Source organism: Ideonella sp. (assembly GCF_035254525.1).
Lineage (GTDB): Bacteria > Pseudomonadota > Gammaproteobacteria > Burkholderiales > Burkholderiaceae_C > Ideonella.
Genome location: NZ_DATFAN010000064.1, coordinates 1 through 19,043, shown reverse-complemented (window position 1 = coordinate 19,043; position 19,043 = coordinate 1). Strand labels below are relative to the sequence as shown.

The window sequence follows — 19,043 nt, the reverse complement described above, 5'->3', positions numbered from 1 at the left end:
GGTCGGGCAGGTGCCGGGGCGGGCGTCGGGATGGGGGCGAATCCTACTTGTCTAGACAAGTTTAGGCAAGTAGCATCCCGCCTCATGGTTTCCACTGCCTCGTCGCCGCCTGCCGGCACAGCGCCCTACGCACAGGTCAAGCACTACCTCAAGGGCCGCCTGGCTGCCGGCGACTGGGCCCCAGGGGTGCTGATGCCCTCGGAGGCCGAGCTCGTCGCGCAGTTCGGCGTCAGCCGCATGACGGTCAACCGCGCGCTGCGCGAGCTGCAGGCGGAAGGGTTGATCGACCGCGTGCAGGGGGTGGGCACCTTTGCCGCGCAGTTGCACAAGGTCTCGTCGACGCTGACGCTGCGCGACCTGCACGACGAGATCGCCGAGCGCGGCCACCGCCACGAGGCCCGCGTGGTCGCGCAGGAGGAAGTGCCCGCCACCGAGGGCCTGGGCGGGCAGCTGGGGCTCCCGCCGGGCGCGCCGGTGTTCCACACGCTGATCGTGCACCTGGAGAACGGCGTGCCGTTGCAATGCGAGGACCGCTACGTGAACCCGGCCTGCGCGCCCGGCTACCTGGCACAGGATTTCACGCAGACCACCCCGACCCACTACCTGTTCGAAGCCACCGCGCTGTGGCGTGCGCAGTACTCGATCGAGGCCGCACGGCCGACGAAGGAGGAGGCCCGGCTGCTCGGCATCGCGCCGACCGAGCCCTGCCTGGTCATCGTGCGCCGCACCTTCACGACCGACCGCGCGATCACGATCGCGCGGCTCGTGCACCCGGGCACGCGCTACGGCATCGAAGGGCAGTTCACGCCATGACGGTCCGTGTCGTCGAGCTCGCGTCGGTCGCGCCGCAGCGTTGGCGCAACGGGGGCGGCGTCACGCGCGAGCTGCTGGCCTGGCCGGCCGGCTCCGGCGCCGATTGGCAGCTGCGCGTCAGCGTCGCCGACATCGAGCGCGACGGGCCGTTCTCGGCCTACCCGGGTGTGCAGCGCTGCTTCGCGGTGCTCGATGGCGCCGGCGTGTCGCTTCGGTTCGGCGCCGTCGCGCACGTGCTCGACAACGACAGCCCGCCACTCGCCTTCGACGGCGCCGACGCGCCCGACTGCCGCCTGATCGACGGCCCGACGCGCGATCTGAACCTGATGGTGCGGGCCGGCGCCGGTCGGGCCTGCTTGTGCGCCGTTGGAGACGCGCTCGAAGCGGCGGGGCCGGCGAGGTGGCGCGGCCTGTACACGGCCGTGCGCCTGCAACTCGTCGTGGGCACCGAAAGCCCCCTGCCGTTGCGGCCCCACAGCCTCGCATGGAGCGATGCCCCCATCGGCTCGTGGCGGCTGTTGCCCGCCGCCGGGGAACCACCGCGGGCCTGGTGGCTCGCCAGCACCTAACTTGAAACGTCAACGAATATGCACCCGACTCCGCATCGCGAATCGCCGATGCCCGGCCCCTGGCGCTGGTGGCGCCGGGGCCGCTTGGCCACGATGTCGGCCGAGCCCGGCACGCCGGCCTGGGGCTGGTTGCCCGAGGGCGACCTGCTGACGCGCGGTGAGCGCATCGAATGGGTCGGCGCGTGCGCCAGCGCCGAGGCGGCGCTGCGCAGCCTGGGCGCGGCCGTGCACGAAGCCGAGCTGCACGATTTGCATGGCGCCGTCGTCACCCCCGGCCTGATCGACGCGCATACCCACCTCGTCTACGGCGGTCACCGCGCACGCGAGTTCGAGTTGCGCCTGGAAGGCGCCAGCTACGAGGAGATCGCGCGCGCCGGCGGCGGCATCCGTTCCACCGTGGCCGCCACCCGCGCGGCGACCGACGAGGCCTTGTTCGAGGCCGCGCTGGCGCGCGCGCGCACGCTGCTGGCCGGCGGCGTGACGGCGGTCGAGGTCAAGTCCGGCTACGGTCTGAGCCTCGAGCACGAGGCCCGCTGCCTGCGCGTCGCGCGCCGGCTGGGCGATGCGCTGCCGATCACCGTGCGCACGACCTCGCTGGCCGCCCACGCGCTGCCGCCGGAATTCGACGGCCAGGCCGACGACTACATCGACGCCGTCTGCACTTGGCTGCCGCAGTGGCATGCCGAGGGCCTGATCGACGCGGTCGACGGCTTTTGCGAGCGCATTGCCTTCACGCCGGCGCAGATCGAACGCGTGTTCGACGTGGCCCGGCGCCTCGGCCTGCCGGTCAAGCTGCACGCCGAGCAGCTGAGCGACTCGGGCGGGGCCGCGCTCGCGGCGCGTTTTCGCGCGCTGAGTGCCGACCACCTCGAATACCTCAGCGATGACGGCATCGCCGCCATGGCCGCCGCCGGCACGGTGGCGATGTTGCTGCCCGGCGCCTACTATTACCTGCGCGAGACGAAGCTGCCGCCGGTCGACGCCCTGCGCGCCGCCGGCGTGCCGATCGCGATCGCCACCGACCACAACCCCGGCTCCTCGCCCACGCTGTCGCTGCCGCTGATGCTGAACATGGCCTGCACGCTGTTCCGCCTGACCCCCGAAGAGGCGCTGGCCGGCGCCACGCGCCACGCCGCGCGCGCGCTCGGGCTCGAAGCCAGCCACGGCCAGCTGCGCGCCGGCTGGCGCGCCGACTTCGCGCTGTGGGATGTGGACCACCCGAACGAACTCGCCTACCGCTTCGGCGACCCGCGCTGCCTCGGCGTGGTCGCCGGCGGGCAGGCCATCGACACGACCGCCGCATGAACGACGACACCACCACCTTCGACACCCCTGTCTTTCGCCTGCTGCGCGGACGCGCCCCGCTGCTGGTCAGCCTGCCGCACGTCGGCCGGCTGATCCCGGAAACGCTGGCGCCGCTCTACACCGAGCGTGCGCTGGCGGTCGAAGACACCGATTGGCACCTGGACCAGCTCTACGCCTTCGCGCACGAGGAGCTCGGCGCCAGCCTGCTCGTGCCGCGCCACTCGCGCTACGTGATCGACCTGAACCGCCCGCCCGAGAACACGCCGATGTACGCCGGCGCGAACAACACCGAGCTGTGCCCGACGCGCCACTTCACCGGCGAGCCCATCTACCGCGAGGGACGCGCACCCGCGCCGGCCGACATCGACGCGCGCCGCGCCGCCTACTGGCAGCCCTACCACGACGCACTGGCCGCCGAGCTCGCGCGGCTGAAGGCCGCGCACGGCCACGCGCTGCTGTTCGACGGCCACAGCATCAAGAGCGAGCTGCCGTGGCTGTTCGAGGGCAGGCTGCCCGACCTGAACCTGGGCACCGCCGAGGGCCGCAGCTGCGCCCCTGCGCTGCGCGCGGCACTGGCCCGCGTGCTCGACCAGCAGCATGCGTTCAGCCACGTCGTCGACGGCCGTTTCAAGGGCGGCCACATCACGCGCCACTACGGCCGGCCGGAAGGCGGCGTGCACGCGGTGCAGCTCGAGATGTGCTGGTCGACCTACATGCCCGAGACGCCGCCGTACGCGGTCGACCCGGCCCGCGCCGCGCAGCTCGTGCCCGTGCTGCACGCGCTGCTGCAGACGATGCTCGACTGGACACCTGCACCATGACGACGCCCCCCGCTGCGCAAACCTTCTGGGCCCCGCGCGCCTGGCTGCCCGGCGGCTGGCGCGAGGCCGTGCTGCTCGAGATCGATGGCCAGGGCCGCTGGCAGCTCGTGCAGCCCGACACGCCGGCGCCCGAGGATGTGCCGCAGCTCGCCGGCCCGGTGCTGCCCGGCCTCGTCGACGCGCACAGCCACGCCTTCCAGCGCGCCTTCGCCGGCCTGGCCGAGCGGCGCGAAACCGAGGGCGACGATTTCTGGAGCTGGCGCGACCGCATGTACCGCGTCGCCGGCGCGGTCGACCCGGCCATGTTGCGCGCGATCGCGGCGCAGCTGTACGGTGAGCTGCTGCGCGGCGGCTATACCCAGGTCTGCGAGTTCCACTACGTGCAGCACCGGCCCGATGGCCAGCCCTACGCCGAGCGGCACGCGATGATCCACGCGCTGGTCGACGCCGCGGCCGAGGTGGGTATCGGGCTGACGCTGTTGCCGGTGCTGTACGAGCGCGCCGGCTTCGCCCAAGCCGCGCTGCGGCCGGACCAGGCACGCTTCCACTTCGATGCCGACGACGTCTGGGCCGCCGCGCAGGCCGTGCAGCGCCATGGCCACCCGCGGCTGAACGCCGGCGTCGCGATCCATTCGTTGCGCGCGGCGCGGCCCGAATCTCTCCACCGCCTGCGGGTGTTGACCGAGGGCTTCGGCGGGCCGATCCACATCCACGTGGCCGAGCAGCTGGCCGAGGTGCGCGATTGCCTGGCGACCACGGGCCTGCGCCCGGTCGAATGGCTGGCCCAGCAAGGCCTGCTCGATGCGCGCTGGCAGCTGGTGCATGCCACGCACGTGAACCGCGCCGAAATCATGGCCGTCGCGCACAGCGGCAGCACGGCGGTGATCTGCCCGAGCACCGAAGCCAACCTCGGCGACGGCCTGACCGATCTGCCGGCCTGGCTGCGCGCCGGCGTGCCGCTGGCGGTGGGCTCCGACAGCCAGGTCACCCGCGCCTGGCGCGAGGAACTGCGCTGGATGGAGTACGGCCAGCGCCTGGGCCTGCGCAGCCGCAACGTCGCCGCGGCGCCCGAGGCCGGCCAGCCGGCCACCGCCGAGCGGCTGTGGCAGGCCGCGCTCGACGGCGGCGCGGCCGCGGCCGGCGAGGCGCTGTGGGGCATCCACCCCGGCGCGCGCGCCGACCTGCTGGTGGTCGACCTGGCCGATGCCAGCCTGACCGGCATTCCGTCGGGCCGCCTGCTCGATGCGCTGGTCTTCTCCAGCCCAGGCCGGCCCTGGCGCGACGTGATGGTCGCCGGCCACTGGGTCGTGCGCGAGCACCAGCAGCCCGGCAGCCACGACCGGCAGGCGCACTTCGATTCGGTGATGCAACGCCTGTGGGTCGACGCGGCATACTGAGGCCACGATGTTCACCCTGCCCATCCACCACCACGCCCCGCCGCCCCTCGGCGAGGCCATGACCCCCGCGCAGCTCTACCTGGGCCTTCACGGTCGGGTGAACCGGCGCGGCTTCTGGTTGTACGGCGTGCTGGCGCTGCTGGTGGTCGGCATGGTCCTGATGGCCTTGCTCGAGATCGCCGGGTTCCACCCGGACCGGGCCGAGTACATCGTCAACGCGCTGATCGCCTGGCCCGCGATCGCCGTCTCGGCCAAGCGCTGGCACGACCGCGACAAGTCCGCCTGGTGGGTGCTGATCGCGCTGATCCCGCTGATCGGCCAGCTCTGGGCACTGGTCGACAACGGCTTTCTGCGCGGCACGCGCGGGCCGAACCGCTTCGGCCCGGAGCCGCCGGCGGCGCCCTAGTCGCTGGTCGGCCAGAGGCGGGGAGCGGCCGTGCTAGCCCCCGCCCGCCGGACCGGCGGCCGCGCTGACGAGCAGATCCACGTAAGCGCCCTCGACGAGGTCGGCCGGCGCGATGCCGAGCTGCCGCATCAAGTCGTGGGCTTCGCGCTCGCCCGTTTCGGCCGCCTCGCCGTCGGCCAGCACGACCTCGAGTTCGAGGAACGCGCCGAGCCCCTCGACCTCGTCGAGGTGGATGCGGGTGCGGCCGGCCAGGACCAGCGTGCGGCGCTTGCGCACCCGGCCGGTCTCGCCCCAGGCCTGGCGCAGCGCGCTGCGCAGGCCGGCCGGGTCGGCCGTCGGGGTGATGACGTAGTGCGAGGTCTTCGGCCCGGCCTGGTCGGCGCGCTGGTAGAAGATCAGCTCGCCGCGGCCGTCGCCGAAATCGCGCAGTTTCAGCCGGCCGTTGGCACAGCGAAAGAAGCTGTCGTCCTGGCGGATCTCGCGCGGGCCCTCGGTGGCCACGGCGAGCACCGCGGGCAGCAAGGCTTCGATGCCGGCGATGCGGGCCTTGATCTCGATGTTGCGCGCCATGGCGTTCAGTATCGTCCGCTCAGGCCCGCCATGCGCAGGTACCAGTGCGCCACCCAGGCCACGAAGCCGCGGCCCAGCACGGCCAGCGCACCCTTCTGATAAGGCGCGACGGTGACCTGGATCGACTGCGTCAGCGCGAGCTCGAAGGCCCGCGCCAGCTCCGCGGCGAAGCCCTCGTCGAGGATCGCGACATTGGCTTCGAGGTTCAGCAGCAGCGACAGCGGGTCGATGTTGGAGCTGCCCAGCGTGGCCCAGGTCTCGTCGACGATCGCCGCCTTGGCGTGCAGGAAGGCCGGCTGGTATTCGTGGATCTGCACGCCCTCGGCCAGCAGCTCGTCGTACAGCACGCGGGCCGCCAGCCCGGCGAAGCGGTAGTCCAGCTTGCCCTGCAGGAGCAGGCGCACGCGCACGCCGCGCCGCGCGGCCTTGACCAGCGCCCGGCGGAACGAGCGGCCGGGGTAGAAGTAGGGCACGACGATGTCGATGCTGTGCGCCGCGCCGCGGATTGCGTCGATGTAGGCGCGCTCGATCGAGCGGCGCTGGCGCAGGTTGTCGCGCACCAGGAAGGCGGCGCGCACCGGGTGCTGGTCGCCAGCCGCCGGCGGCGGCGCCGCCGGCAGGATGCGCAGCCGCCCGAGCAGCCGGCGCGCCTGCGTCAGGGGCTCGGCGCTGCGCGCCATCGACAGCACCTCGGCGCGCCAGTCGTGGCCGAAGGCGGCGCGGGTCCACATCGCGCGCACGGTCTGCTCGATCGGCGCGACGACCGGCCCGCGCAGGCCGACGGCGAAATCCAGCCGCGGTGTCTCTCCGTAGCCGTGGTTCAGGTCATTGCGGTCGTCGATGACGTTGATGCCGCCGACGAAGCCGTGCGTGCCGTCGACCACGCACAGCTTGGTGTGCAGGCGCCGGAGCTGGCCGGGCTGCAGCCAGTTCCACCAGCGCTCGACGGGGCGGAACACCACCATCGACACGCCGCTGCCGGCCAGCCAGCGCTGCAGGTGGCCCAGCGCGCGGTGCGTGCCGAAGCCGTCGACGACCACCCGCACCCGCACCTTGCGCCGCGCCGCGCGCACCAGCGCGCGGGCCACGCCCTCGGCCGCCGCGTCGTCATGGAAGATGTAGGTGGCGAACCAGACCTCGTGCAGGGCCGCGTCGATGGCGGCGATCACCGCCGGAAAGAGCTCGTCGCCACCACGCAGCAGCACGGCCTCGTTGCCACCGAGGAACTGCGGCTGCGGCAAGGCGTACCAGGCGGCAGGGTGCGGCGGCCGGTCGACCTCAGAGGGCATCTCGGCTGCTCCACCGCCCGGCGCACGGCCTGCCGCGCGCCACGCCAGCCAGCAAGGCGCTCCGCAGGAGCCGCCGCCCATCAAGCGGCGTGCGCGGATCCGGCTCTGCCGGTCCCCCCGACGCGAGCCCCAGGGGTCCGAAGGGCCCCTCCGTGGCCCTGGGGGCAGCCCCCGGAAGGGGGCGTGGGGGCCCCATCACACCGGCTCCAGCTCGGCGACCAGGGGCAGGTGATCCGACATGCGCGCCCAGGCCGAGCCGCGCGGCACCATCGTCGACAGGCAGCGGAAGCCCCGCATGTAGACCCGATCGAGCGCGAACACCGGCACGCGCGACGGGAAGGTCACGCGGGCATCGCGCTGGCCTTCGGGGGCCACGGCGCGCTCCAGGCCGATCACGTGCATCAGCTTGTCCAGCCGCTCGCCCCAGTCGTTGAAATCGCCCGCCACCAGCACCGGCTCGCCGGCGGGCACCTCGGCCTCGATGAAGCGGGCCAGGCGCTGCACCTGGCGCACCCGGCTGGCGTGGATCAGGCCGAAATGCGCCACCACCGCGTGCATCTTCATGCCCTGCCAGCTGACCGGCACGTGCAGCAGGCCGCGCTGCTCGAAGCGGTGGTCCGACACGTCATGGTGGCCGACGTCGCCCAGCGGCCAGCGCGACAGCAGCGCGTTGCCGTGCTCGCCGTCGCGGGTGATGGCGTTGGAGCGATAGGCCGATTCGTAGCCCTGCGGGGCGAGGAATTCGGCCTGGCCCTCTTCGGGCCAGCCGAACCAGGTCTGGTCGAAGCGGCGCGCATCGCGCGCATGGAACAGCCGCACTTCCTGCAGGAACACCAGGTCGGCATCCAGCGCCTCGATGCCGAGGCCGAGGTTATGGATTTCCAGCCGCTTCTGCGGGCCGACACCCCGCACGCCCTTGTGGATGTTGTAGGTGGCGACCCGCAGCACCTGCGAGGTGAAGTCGGTGCTGATGGTGGTGGTGGAGGCCAGGCCGAGCGGCGGCCGGGTGACGCGGGCATTCATGTCGAGACGGACTCCATGAAACGCGGCAGCAGCAGGATGGCCTCGGCGTTGGACGGCGAGAAGCAGCGGTCGGCCGCCTCGCGCCAGGGCAGCCAGGCGAACTGCGTGTGCTCGCGCGGCGCCAGCTGCACCGGCGTGCCGGCCGGCACGCTCAGACCGAACACGTGTTCAGTGTTGTGCGTCACCTCCGGCGCGTAGCGGTGCCGCCAGCGCGGATAGATCTCGTAACGATTGGCCAGCCGCCAGTCCGCCAGTGCGCTCAAGGGAACCGCCGAACTGCCGATCTCGATGCCGGTCTCCTCCTGCACCTCGCGCATGCAGGTCTCGGTGAGCGATTCGCCCGGCCGGTCCTTCGAGCCGGTCACGCTCTGCCAGAAGCCCGGGGCGTCGGCGCGCTCGATCAGCAGCACGTCCAGTGCGGGCGTGTGGATGACGACCAGAACCGACTCGGGGATCTTGAATGCTCGGGCGGGGGCGGCCATGGGTGGATGGTAGTGCAGTGCTTTCGTGGTGTCGGGCGGGGTCGATCGTCACACCTGGACACCGTTCCGGCGGCCTGCCTTAAGAAATCGCCAAGCCGCCTTCGGTAGACTGATGGCTCTTAATGTGCATATTGCACATTTACATTCGCCATGTCTGCCCTCCCCCAATCCCTGTCGCCCTCGAACCCGCCGCGGCCTGCAACCAGCCCCGCCACGGCCCGCGCCTGGTGGCGTGCCGTGCAGCCGCTGGCCTGGACGCTGCTGGTCGTCGCCTCGGCCTGGGTGGCCGGCCGGGCGTTGCAGCTCGATGCCGGCTCCGACGCCGGCTACTGGATCGGTGTCGCCGGCGGGGCGGCGATGCTGGCGCTGTTCGTCTACCCCTTGCGCAAGCGGGTGCCGGCGCTGCGCCACCTGGGTGCGACGCGCCACTGGTTCGTCTTCCACATGCTGATGGGGGTGGCCGGGCCCTGGCTGATCCTCGTGCACTGCAACTTCCGCATCGGCTCGATGAACGCGGCGGTGGCGCTGTTCTCGATGTTGATCGTCGCGGCCAGCGGCGTGGTCGGCCGCTACCTCTACGGCCACGTGCACCGCGGGCTCGACGGCCGCCACGCCGAGCTGGCCGAGCTGCGCGCCAAGCTCGAGGCGACCCACGAGAAGCTGGCCGTCTCGCTGTCGCTGGCGCCCTTGGTCCGCGAGCGCCTGTTCGGCTTCGAGCAGGCGGCGCTGACGGCGCCGGCGGGCAATGCGCTGGCGCTGCTGTGGGCCAGCGCGCGGGCGGCCCGCAGCGCGCGACACGACGTGCGCAGCCTGATCGACCAAGCGCTGGCCGCCGCGCCGCAGACGCTCGAGGCCAAGCGCCGCCGCCAGATCCGCGCCCACTGGCGACGGCAGACGACGCTGCACATCGAGCAGACGCTGGGCGTCGTGCAGCTGCGCGCCTGGGAGCGGCTGTTCGCGCTGTGGCATGTGCTGCACCTGCCCTTCGTCTACGTGATGGTTGCCTGCGCGATCGCACACGTCGTTGCCGTGCACGCGTACTGAGCAGCCGATGGAATGGACGCGCTGCGCTGCCACCTTGTTGCGCCATGCCGCGGCGGCCGTGCTGGCCGCCGCGGCGTCGCTCGCCTCGGCGCAGGGCCTGGAATCGGCCTTGTCGCCCGGGCCGGTCATCCGCGGTCACGCCAAGGTCGAGGACCAGTGCGCGAACTGCCACGTGCGCTTCGACCGCGCGGCACAGGACGGCCGCTGCCTCGAATGCCACAAGGACGTGGCGGCCGACCTCAAGGCCAAGGCGGGCCTGCACGGCAAGCAGAAGCCGCAGGCCTGCCGCAGCTGCCACACCGACCACAAGGGGCGTGACGTGCAGATCGCCCCGCTGGACAAGCGTGCCTTCGACCACCAGCTGACCGACTGGCCGCTGCGCGCTGCGCACGCCAAGGTCGACGACTGCGCCAAGTGCCACGTCGCCGGCAAGCGCTGGCGCGAGGCGGCGCAGGACTGCGTGGCCTGCCACAAGAAGGACGACGTCCACAAGGGCAGCCTGGGCCCGAAGTGCGCCGACTGCCACGGCGAGGACCGCTGGGCGCAAATCCTTCCCGGCCGCTTCGACCACTCGACGACCCGCTTCGCGCTGACGGGCAAGCACGTCGATGCCAAGTGCAGCGCCTGCCACCGCAAGGGCGAGCCCTACACCGAGGCGCCCAAGGCCTGCGTCGGCTGCCACAAGGACGACGATTTCAAGAAGGGCCACAAGGGCCGCTACGGCGAACGCTGCGACAGCTGCCACGACGCCAAGTCCTGGCGCGCCGCGCTGTTCAACCACGATGCGGACACCAAATACGCCCTGCGCGGCAAGCACCGCAACGTCAAGTGCGACGACTGCCACACCGGCACGCTGTACCGCGACAAGCTCGGCACGGACTGCCTGGCCTGCCACAAGAAGGACGACACCCACAAGGGCAGCCTGGGCACCGAGTGCGCCACCTGCCACCAGGAAAGCGGCTGGAAGAGCGTGGGCCGCTTCGACCACGACAAGAGCCGTTTCCCGCTGCTGGGCAAGCACGACGACATCGAGTGCAAGGCCTGCCACAAGAACGCCGCCTACCGCGACGTGCCCCGCACCTGCATCGGCTGCCACCGCGCCGACGACAAGCACCGCGCGACGCTGGGTGAAGCCTGCGGCGCCTGCCACGGCGAGCGCACCTGGAAGATCCCGCGCTTCGACCACGGCACCACGCGCTACCCGCTGCGCGGCGGGCACGTCAAGGCCGAGTGCAAGGCCTGCCATGCGGACCTGACCCACTACCGCGACACGCCGACCGACTGCCTGGCCTGCCACAAGAAGGACGACAAGCACGAGGGCCAGCTCGACGCCCACTGCGAGAGCTGCCACAACGAGCAACGCTGGCGCGAGACGCGCTTCGACCACGCCCGCGCGCGCTTCGCGCTGGTCGGCGCGCACCTGAAGGTCGAGTGCAAGAGCTGCCACGCGGACCTGCGCTACCGCGACGCGGCGAAGGATTGCCTGGCCTGCCACAAGAAAGAAGACAAGCACAAGGGTGGCCTCGGCGCGCGCTGCGAAAACTGCCACAACGCCCGCGCCTGGCCGCTGGTGCGCTACGACCACGAGCGCCAGGCCCATTGGCGGCTCGACGGCGCCCATGCCAAGGCCGCCTGCGCCGCATGCCACCGGGCGCCGGCACCGGCCGGCAAGGCCATCGCCGAGGTCGGGCGCGAATGCCTCGCCTGCCACCGCGGCGACGACGCCCACGACGGCGCCTTCGGCCCCGTCTGCGACAGCTGCCATACGAACGACAACTGGAAGACGCTGCGCCCGCGCCGCCCTGGTGCACCGGGTGGTCCAGCGAACTTGGGAGCCCGACCGTGATGCGCCGACTCGTTCTTGCCGGTTCCGCCTGCTGGCTTTTGTTGCTCGCGCTGTGGTTGAGCCTGATGCTCAGCCTGCCCGCGCACGCCCAGACGACCACGTCGCGCCAGTTCGACCACGTCAGCACCGGCTACGCGCTGACCGGCGCGCACGCCAACGAGCGCTGCGAGTCCTGCCACGTCAACGGCATCTTCAAGGGCACGCCCAAGGACTGCGCAAGCTGCCACACCGCCGGCGCGCGGCTGGCCCGCAACAACACCGTGATGCCGAACCAGCACGTGGTGACCTCCGCCGCCTGCGACACCTGCCACGACACGCGCCGCTTCGCCGGTGCACGCTTCAACCACGCCGGCATCGCGCCGGGCAGCTGCCAGAGCTGCCACAACGGCAGCATCGCCAGCGGCAAGCCGCGCGACCACCTCCCGACCACCGCGGCCTGCGACAGTTGCCACACGACCAGTAGCTGGACCGGCGCCAAGCCCGACCACGCCGGCTTCACCGTCGCCACCAACTGCGCGAGCTGCCACAACGGCAGCAGCGCCAGCGGCAAGCCGGCCACCCACATGCCGGTCGGCGCGGCCAACTGCATCAGCTGCCACAACACCAACACCTGGAAACCGTCGAGCTGGAACCACACCCAGCTCGTGGTCGCCGGGCAGTGCGCGAGCTGCCACAACGGCAGCTTCCCGCCCGCCGACGGCAAGCCGGCCGATGCGGTGCACGCCAACGCCACCGCCTGCGACAGCTGCCACAAATCGACCAGCAGCTGGGACGGTGCCAAGGTCGACCACTCGGCCTACAACCAGGCGACGAACTGCGCCGGCTGCCACAACGGCAGCGATGCCACGGGCAAGTCGTCCACCCACATGCCGGTCGGCGCCACCAACTGCTACGCCTGCCACAGCGTGACCGGCTGGAAGCCGACCAAGTGGAACCACACCCAGGTCGTCGTCACGGCGCAGTGCGCCAGTTGCCACACCGGCACCTACCCGCCCGCCGACGGCAAGCCGGCCAACCACATCCCCTACACCCAGGTGCCCGGCGCCGGCTCGGCGAACTGCGATGCCTGCCACAAGGCCGGCTATGCGAGCTGGACCCCGGGGCGCCTGCACGCCAACTTCGCGGTCAGCACCAACTGCGCGAGCTGCCACAACGGCTCCTTCCTAGGCGCGCGCGGCAAGCCGGCCGACCAGACGCACGCCAACGCCACGGTCTGCGAGAACTGCCACAAGTCGACCACCAGCTGGACCGACGCCAAGGTCGACCACTCGACCTTCAACCAGGCCACCAATTGCGCCAGCTGCCACAACGGCAGCGATGCGACCGGCAAGTCGGCCACCCACATCCCGGTCGGCGCGACCAACTGCTACAGCTGCCACAGCGTGACCGGCTGGAAGCCGACCAAGTGGAACCACACCCAGGTCGTCGTCACCGCCCAGTGCGCGAGCTGCCACACCGGCACCTATCCGCCGGCCGATGGCAAGCCGGCCAACCACATCCCGTACACGCAGATCGCCGTGTCGGCCGGCGCCAACTGCGATGGCTGCCACAAGGCCGGCTACACCGCGTGGGACCCTGCCCGCTACCACGCCTACTACGCGGTCAGCGCGCAATGCGCCAGCTGCCACACCGGCTCGTACCTCGGTGCGCGCGGCAAGCCCGCCGACCAGACCCACGCCAACGCCACCGTCTGCGAGAACTGCCACAAGTCGACCACCAGCTGGACCGACGCCAAGGTCGACCACTCGACCTACAACCAGACCACCAACTGCGCGAGCTGCCACAACGGCAGCAACGCGACCGGCAAGCCGGCCACGCACATCCCGGTGGGCGTGACGAACTGCTATGCCTGCCACAGCGTGACGGCATGGAAGCCGACCAAGTGGAACCACACCCAGGTCGTCGTGACCGCGCAGTGCGCGAGCTGCCACACCGGCACCTATCCGCCGGCCGACGGCAAGCCGGCCAACCACATCCCGTACGCGCTGGTGCCGCCCTCGGCTGCGGCCAACTGCGACGGCTGCCACAAGAGCGGTTACGCCTCGTGGAGCCCCTCCCGCTACCACGCGTACTACAGCGTCAGCACCTACTGCTCGACCTGCCACACCGGTTCCTACCTCGGCGCGCGCGGCAAGCCGGCCGACCAGACCCACGCCAACGTCACCGCCTGCGAGACCTGCCACAAGTCGACCACCAGCTGGACCGACGCTAAGGTCGACCACTCCACCTACAACCAGAGCACCAACTGCGCAAGCTGCCACAACGGCAGCAACGCGACCGGCAAGCCGGCCACGCACATTCCCGTCGGCGCGACGAACTGCTACAGCTGCCACAGCGTGACGGCATGGAAGCCGACCAAGTGGAACCACACCCAGGTCGTGGTGGTGAACCAGTGCGCGAGCTGCCACACCGGCACCTACCCGCCGGCCGACGGCAAGCCGGGCAACCACGTGCCGTATGCGCTGGTGACCGTGACCGCCACCGCGAACTGCGATGGCTGCCACAAGAGCGGCTACACCTCGTGGAACCCGGGCCGCGTCCACAGCTACTACACGATCAGCAACCAGTGCGCGACCTGCCACACCGGCGCCTACCTCGGCGCGCGCGGCAAGCCGGCCGATTCGCTGCACGTGGGGGTGACGACCTGCGAGAGCTGCCACAAATCGACCAGCAGCTGGACGGTCGTGGTGTACCAGCACGCGCCGAACAACCAGGTCGGCTCGGGCACCTGCGACGGCTGCCACAACGGCAACGTCGCCGGGGGCAAGCCGGCCAACCACATCCCGATCCAGGTCGCGACGGTCAAGTGCGACGGCTGCCACAAGTCGCAGGCCGCCTGGGGCACGGCCGTGACGACCAACCACTCGGCGTTGTCCGCGCAGGCCTGCAAGACCTGCCACATCCCGACCTACGTGAGCCAGGGCCTGCAGGCCAAGCCGACCAACCACATCCCCGAGGCGCAATTGCTCAACGGCGGAACGATGGACTGCAAAGCCTGCCACACGACGACCACCAGCTGGGGCTCGATGCGCATGAACCACAACGGCAGCCTCGGGGGCGGGGCCGGCTGGTGCAAGAGCTGCCACGCCAGCGGCACCAACTACCTCGGGAACATGGAGCGCAAGTCGCTCACCCACGAGTCGGGTAACCGCACGCCGCTGGACTGCTCGGAGTCCGGCTGCCACCGCCCGCTGGGCACCAAGGGCAAGACCTACGTCGAGTGGGATTGAGTCAGAGGAAGAGGGAAAAGGGACCATGAGATTTGCAGACCCCGCCGCGCTGGTCGCGCGGCTGGCACCCATCGCCCTGGCCGTCGCCGCCGTCGGCGCGCGGGCCCAAGTGATGGAAGACGTCGAGTTGCGCCGCGAGGGCGCCGATGCGATCGTCGTCGTGCGCTTCAACGTTCCCGTGCAGTACCGCCGCGCGGTGGCGGCGAGCTCGAACGACCTGGTGCAGATCGTCTACGACGTCGTGCCCAGCCGCGACAAGCCGCGCTTCATCGAGGGTGAGCGGCGCACGATCGGTGGCGATGGCATCCCGCGCCTGACGATCACCGAAGAGGGCGGCAGCAGCGGCGAACTCGATCGCCGCCTCGTCGTCCGGCTGGTGCCGCCGGCGAAATTCAAGGTGCGCGGCGGCGCCGACCGGCGCAGCATCGAGGTCGTGCTCGAGGGCCTGGGGGCCACGGCGTTCGGCGCGGCGCCGAAGCCGGCCGCGGCGGCGCCGACGCCCGCCCCGATCACCCCGGCCGCGGTGGCGGCGCCGGCCTCGCTCGACGCACAGGTCGAAGCGCGCGGTGCCGAGCTGATGGCCCAGGCCCGCGAGGCGCTCGCCAAGGGCCAGAACGGGCTCGCCGTCGAATCGCTGAACGAGGCGCTGAACCTGCCGCCCAACAGCCACACCCGCGAAGCCCAGGCGCTGATCGCGCAGGCCCGGCTGGCCGATGGCGACCTCGCCGGCACGCGGCGCGAGCTCGAGCTGTTCCTCCAGCTCTACCCGGAAGGGCCGGACGCCGACCAGGCGCGCATCATGCTGGCCGGCCTGCCGGCCGGCGCCGCCACGCCCACGGCTGGCACGGCCGAAGCGACGCCCGAGCGCAAGAAGGACAACACCATGCTGATCGGAGCGCTGTCGCAGTACTACTACGGCGGCAACTCCAAGACCCGCACGCAGCTGAAGGACACGCCGCTCGAAGGCCAGATCCCGGTCGTGATCTCCGAGGACACGCTGGACGCGATCGACCAGAAGCAGCTGCTGACCAGCGTGGACGTGAACTGGCGCATGAAGGACGAGGACCGCGACCTGCGCTTCGTCTTCCGCGACGCCTTCACCAACGATTTCATGCCCGACCGGCCCGACGAGAACCGGCTGTCCGCGCTGTACTTCGACTGGAAGGAAACCGGCCCGGGCCTGTCGGCCCGGCTGGGCCGGCAGTCCGGCCTGGGCGGCGGCGTGCTCGGCCGCTTCGACGGCGCGCTGCTGGGGTGGAGCTTCGTGCCGAAGTGGAAGATCAACGTGGTCGCCGGCCAGCCGACCGAAAAGCTGCTCGACACCCGGCGCCAGTTCTACGGGGCCTCGCTCGACGCCGAGGCCATCGTGCCTGGCCTGGGCGCCAGCGCCTATGCGATCCAGCAGACGATCGACGGCGAGGTCGACCGCCGCGCGGTCGGCGCCGACATCCGCTTCTTCCAGCCCGGCGTCTCGGTGTTCTCGCAGTTCGAGTACGACACCACGCTGCAGGGCATCAACATCGCGTCGGTGCAGGGCACCTGGACGAGCGAGGACAACACCGTCGTCAATGTGCTGTACGACCGCCGCGCGACGCCGATGCTGATGCTGGGCAATGCGCTGTTCTTTCCCGACCCGAACATCGCCGTGATGCCGCGCCGGCTGCAGGATCTGCTGGCCGCCGGCAAGACGCTGGAACTCCTGCGCCAGCAGGTGGTCGACACGACGGCCTACTCCACCCAGGGCCTGCTCGGCGTCACGACCCCGTTGAATCCGCACTGGCAGATCGGCGCCGACCTGCGGATGACCAGTGTCGGCGCGATCCTGCCGGTGCCCGGCATCCTGCCCGAGGGCATTCCGGCCACCGGCGAGATCTGGACCGGCTCGCTGCAGGCCATCGGCACCAACCTCTATTCCGAGCGCGACACCCATGTGTTCAACTTGACCGCCGTCAAGGGCCCCACCTACACCGGCTGGCTGGCGTCGTACAACCACCTGTCGGTCCTGTCGGAGCGCTGGCAGCTCGAACCCTCGTTGCGTTTCTACCAGCAGGACGGGCCGAACGGCGTGCAGACCACCCGCTGGTCGCCCGGCCTGCGCGTGACCTGGCGCGGCGGCGAGAAGTGGGTCGTCGAAAGCGACATGAATGTCGAGGCCAGCGACACGAAGAGCGCACAACAGAACGAGAATTCGACCCGGCTGTACTACTCCTTGGGGTACCGACTTGATTTCTGAGCAAGGGGCGCTCGTCGCCACCGACCTCACCTGCCGGCGCGGCGGGCGGCGCCTGTTCCGGGGCCTGAACCTGCGGCTCGAGCCGGGGCAGGCGCTGTGGCTGCGCGGGCCCAACGGCTGCGGCAAGACCAGCTTGCTGCGCATCCTGGCCGGGCTGGTGCGGCCGGCCGAAGGTGAAGCGCGCTTCGATGGCACGCCGGTGCATGCGCTGTCGCCGGCGCAGCGCGGGCGCTTGCGCTACATCGGCCACGCCAACGCGTTGAAGGCCGAGCTGCGTGTCGGCGAGGCCATCAGCTTTCTCGCCGGCCTGCATACCGACGGGGTCGAGTCGCTGCGCACGAGCCGCGAGTGCATCGCCCGCGCGCTGGAGCAGGTCGGCCTGGCCGGGCGGCTCGACCACTTCGTCGCCACGCTGTCGCAAGGGCAGCGGCGCAAGGCGGCGCTGGCCCGCCTGATGCTCGACGACGAGCCACGCACCTGGCTGCTCGACGAGCCGCTCGATGCGCTCGACGCCGACGGCGTTTCGCGCTTCGCCGCCTGGCTGGACGCCCATGCCGAGCGCGGCGGCGCCGTGCTGATGACCAGCCATGCCCCGCTGGCCAGCCGCGTGCTGCGCGAGTTCGAGCTGGCGCCCGCGGGGCCGCTCAGCACGGCGGGCGCGGTGGCCAACCATGAGACGATGGCCGGATGAACCTCCTTGCGCGCGATCTGCGCGCCGCCGCCCGCCATCGCATCGGCTGGCTGTTGCCGCTCGCCTTCTTCATCGCCGCCGTGAGCCTGTTCCCGCTTGGCATCGGCGCCGAGCCGGCCCTGCTGCGCCGGGTGGCGCCGGGCGTCGTCTGGGTCTGCGCGCTGCTGGCGATGCTGCTGGCCATGCACGGCATGTTCAGTGCCGACCTGGCCGACGGCTCGCTCGAGCAGATGCTGCTCGGCCGGCGTTCGCTCACCCGGCTGGTCGTCGAGCGGATCGCCGGCCAGTGGCTGCTGGGCGGCGCGCCGCTGGTGCTGCTGGCCCCCTTGGCCGGCCTGGCCTTCGGGCTGCCCGGCCCGGCGGTCGGCGCGCTGGTCCTGAGCCTGCTGCTCGGCACGCCGGTCACCGCGCTGCTCGGCGCCCTGGGCGCGGCGCTGGCACTGGGCTTGCGGCACGGCAGCGCGCTGGTCTTCCTGCTGGTGCTGCCGCTGGCAATGCCGACCCTGGTCTTCGGCAGCGGCGCGGTGCTGGCCGCGCTGAACGGCGAGCCGGCCGAGGCCGGGCTGTCGCTGCAGGCTGCACTGCTGATCTTGACCGCGCTGGGTGTGCCGCCGCTGACCGCCGCCGCGTTGCGCATCGCCATGGAATGACATGACTCTGTCCACGACCTCCCCTGCCGACGCCGCCCCGCCCCGGCGCTGGACCATGTTCGCCTCGCCGGCGCGTTTCGACCGCCTGGCCGCGGTGCTGGCGCCCTGGTGCTGGGCCATCGCGGTGATGACCGGCCTGGCCGGCATGTACGTCGGCTTCGTCGTCGCGCCGACGGACGCGACCCAGGGCGAGGCCTACCGCATCCTGTTCATCCACGTGCCGGCCGCCTGGCTGTCGATGGTCTGCTACCTCGCGATCGCCTTCTGGGCCGTGATCGGCTGGGTCCTGAAGGCCCGCATGGCCTCGCGGCTGGCGCGGGCGCTGGCGCCGTCCGGTGCGCTGTACACCGCCATCGCGCTGTGGACCGGCGCGCTGTGGGGCCAGCCGACCTGGGGCACCTGGTGGGTCTGGGATGCGCGGCTGACCTCGGAGCTGATCCTGCTGTTCCTCTACCTGGGCTTCCTGGCCCTGGTCAACGCGATCGACGACACCCGCCGGGCCGACAAGGCTGGCGCGCTGCTGGCGGTGGTGGGGGCGGTGAACGTGCCCATCATCTACTTCTCGGTGAAATGGTGGAACACGCTGCACCAGGGCGCGACGATCAGCATGACGGCCGCGCCGAAGATGGCGCAGACCATGCTCACGGCCATGTTGCTCATGACCTTCGCGTTCT

17 protein-coding genes are annotated in these 19,043 nt (G+C 71.4%); 13 read left to right on the top strand and 4 right to left on the bottom strand.

The window, feature by feature from the left end; genetic code table 11:
* Positions 1–84: 84 nt before the first annotated feature.
* The 6 genes from hutC to VJ693_RS06060 are packed head-to-tail and all read left to right on the top strand — an operon-like array spanning position 85 to position 5,311.
* Entirely contained in the window at positions 85–813 is a 729-nt protein-coding gene (gene hutC, locus VJ693_RS06085) for a histidine utilization repressor (RefSeq protein WP_324152617.1), read from the top strand.
* Positions 810–1,382 carry a HutD family protein gene (locus VJ693_RS06080; RefSeq protein WP_324152616.1) on the top strand — a complete coding sequence of 191 codons (573 nt, stop codon included), beginning with the start codon at positions 810–812 and terminating at the stop codon, positions 1,380–1,382. Before hutC ends, VJ693_RS06080 begins: the two co-directional genes overlap by 4 nt.
* Before the next feature lie 48 nt (positions 1,383–1,430).
* The gene (gene hutI, locus VJ693_RS06075) at positions 1,431–2,687 is read left to right on the top strand and encodes an imidazolonepropionase (RefSeq protein WP_324152615.1); all 1,257 of its coding nucleotides are present in this window, start codon (positions 1,431–1,433) and stop codon (positions 2,685–2,687) included.
* The gene (gene hutG, locus VJ693_RS06070) at positions 2,684–3,508 is read left to right on the top strand and encodes an N-formylglutamate deformylase (protein ID WP_324152614.1); all 825 of its coding nucleotides are present in this window, start codon (positions 2,684–2,686) and stop codon (positions 3,506–3,508) included. Before hutI ends, hutG begins: the two co-directional genes overlap by 4 nt.
* Positions 3,505–4,905, top strand: a complete 1,401-nt coding sequence (locus VJ693_RS06065) for a formimidoylglutamate deiminase (RefSeq protein WP_324152613.1) — start codon at positions 3,505–3,507, stop codon at positions 4,903–4,905. Before hutG ends, VJ693_RS06065 begins: the two co-directional genes overlap by 4 nt.
* A gap of 7 nt (positions 4,906–4,912) precedes the next feature.
* Complete coding sequence (locus tag VJ693_RS06060) at positions 4,913–5,311, top strand: DUF805 domain-containing protein (protein ID WP_324152612.1); 399 nt, start codon at positions 4,913–4,915, stop codon at positions 5,309–5,311.
* A gap of 33 nt (positions 5,312–5,344) precedes the next feature.
* Here VJ693_RS06060 and VJ693_RS06055 read toward each other — a convergent pair whose 3' ends face one another.
* From VJ693_RS06055 to nudB, 4 genes are all read right to left on the bottom strand, one after another.
* Positions 5,345–5,881, bottom strand: a complete 537-nt coding sequence (locus VJ693_RS06055; RefSeq protein WP_324152611.1) for a class IV adenylate cyclase — start codon at positions 5,879–5,881, stop codon at positions 5,345–5,347.
* A 5-nt stretch (positions 5,882–5,886) separates the two neighbouring features.
* The gene (gene clsB / locus VJ693_RS06050; RefSeq protein ID WP_324152610.1) at positions 5,887–7,170 is read right to left on the bottom strand and encodes a cardiolipin synthase ClsB; all 1,284 of its coding nucleotides are present in this window, start codon (positions 7,168–7,170) and stop codon (positions 5,887–5,889) included.
* A gap of 195 nt (positions 7,171–7,365) precedes the next feature.
* Positions 7,366–8,193, bottom strand: a complete 828-nt coding sequence (locus VJ693_RS06045) for an endonuclease/exonuclease/phosphatase family protein (protein WP_324152609.1) — start codon at positions 8,191–8,193, stop codon at positions 7,366–7,368.
* Positions 8,190–8,675: a dihydroneopterin triphosphate diphosphatase gene (gene nudB / locus VJ693_RS06040; protein WP_324152608.1), complete on the bottom strand. Its 486-nt coding sequence runs from the start codon at positions 8,673–8,675 to the stop codon at positions 8,190–8,192. The genes VJ693_RS06045 and nudB overlap by 4 nt, the downstream gene beginning before the upstream one ends.
* 150 nt (positions 8,676–8,825) lie before the next feature.
* Here nudB and VJ693_RS06035 point away from each other — a divergent pair, with 150 nt between their 5' ends.
* From VJ693_RS06035 to ccmC, 7 genes are all read left to right on the top strand, one after another.
* On the top strand, positions 8,826–9,719 hold the full coding sequence (locus VJ693_RS06035) for a hypothetical protein (protein WP_324152607.1): 894 nt from the start codon (positions 8,826–8,828) through the stop codon (positions 9,717–9,719).
* 7 nt (positions 9,720–9,726) lie between these two features.
* Entirely contained in the window at positions 9,727–11,565 is a 1,839-nt protein-coding gene (locus tag VJ693_RS06030) for a cytochrome C (protein ID WP_324152606.1), read from the top strand.
* A complete protein-coding gene (locus tag VJ693_RS06025) occupies positions 11,565–14,795 on the top strand; it encodes a cytochrome c3 family protein (RefSeq protein ID WP_324152605.1) in 3,231 nt (1,076 codons plus the stop codon). The genes VJ693_RS06030 and VJ693_RS06025 overlap by 1 nt, the downstream gene beginning before the upstream one ends.
* A 25-nt stretch (positions 14,796–14,820) precedes the next feature.
* A complete protein-coding gene (gene bamD / locus VJ693_RS06020) occupies positions 14,821–17,028 on the top strand; it encodes an outer membrane protein assembly factor BamD (protein WP_324152604.1) in 2,208 nt (735 codons plus the stop codon).
* Positions 17,018–17,719, top strand: a complete 702-nt coding sequence (gene ccmA / locus VJ693_RS06015; protein ID WP_324152603.1) for a cytochrome c biogenesis heme-transporting ATPase CcmA — start codon at positions 17,018–17,020, stop codon at positions 17,717–17,719. The genes bamD and ccmA overlap by 11 nt, the downstream gene beginning before the upstream one ends.
* Positions 17,716–18,369 (top strand): heme exporter protein CcmB, encoded by a 654-nt coding sequence (ccmB, locus tag VJ693_RS06010; RefSeq protein WP_324152602.1) that lies wholly within the window; start codon positions 17,716–17,718, stop codon positions 18,367–18,369. The genes ccmA and ccmB overlap by 4 nt, the downstream gene beginning before the upstream one ends.
* Position 18,370: 1 nt before the next feature.
* Positions 18,371–19,043: heme ABC transporter permease CcmC (ccmC, locus tag VJ693_RS06005; RefSeq protein ID WP_324152601.1), on the top strand; the 673-nt coding region annotated here is incomplete at its 3' end.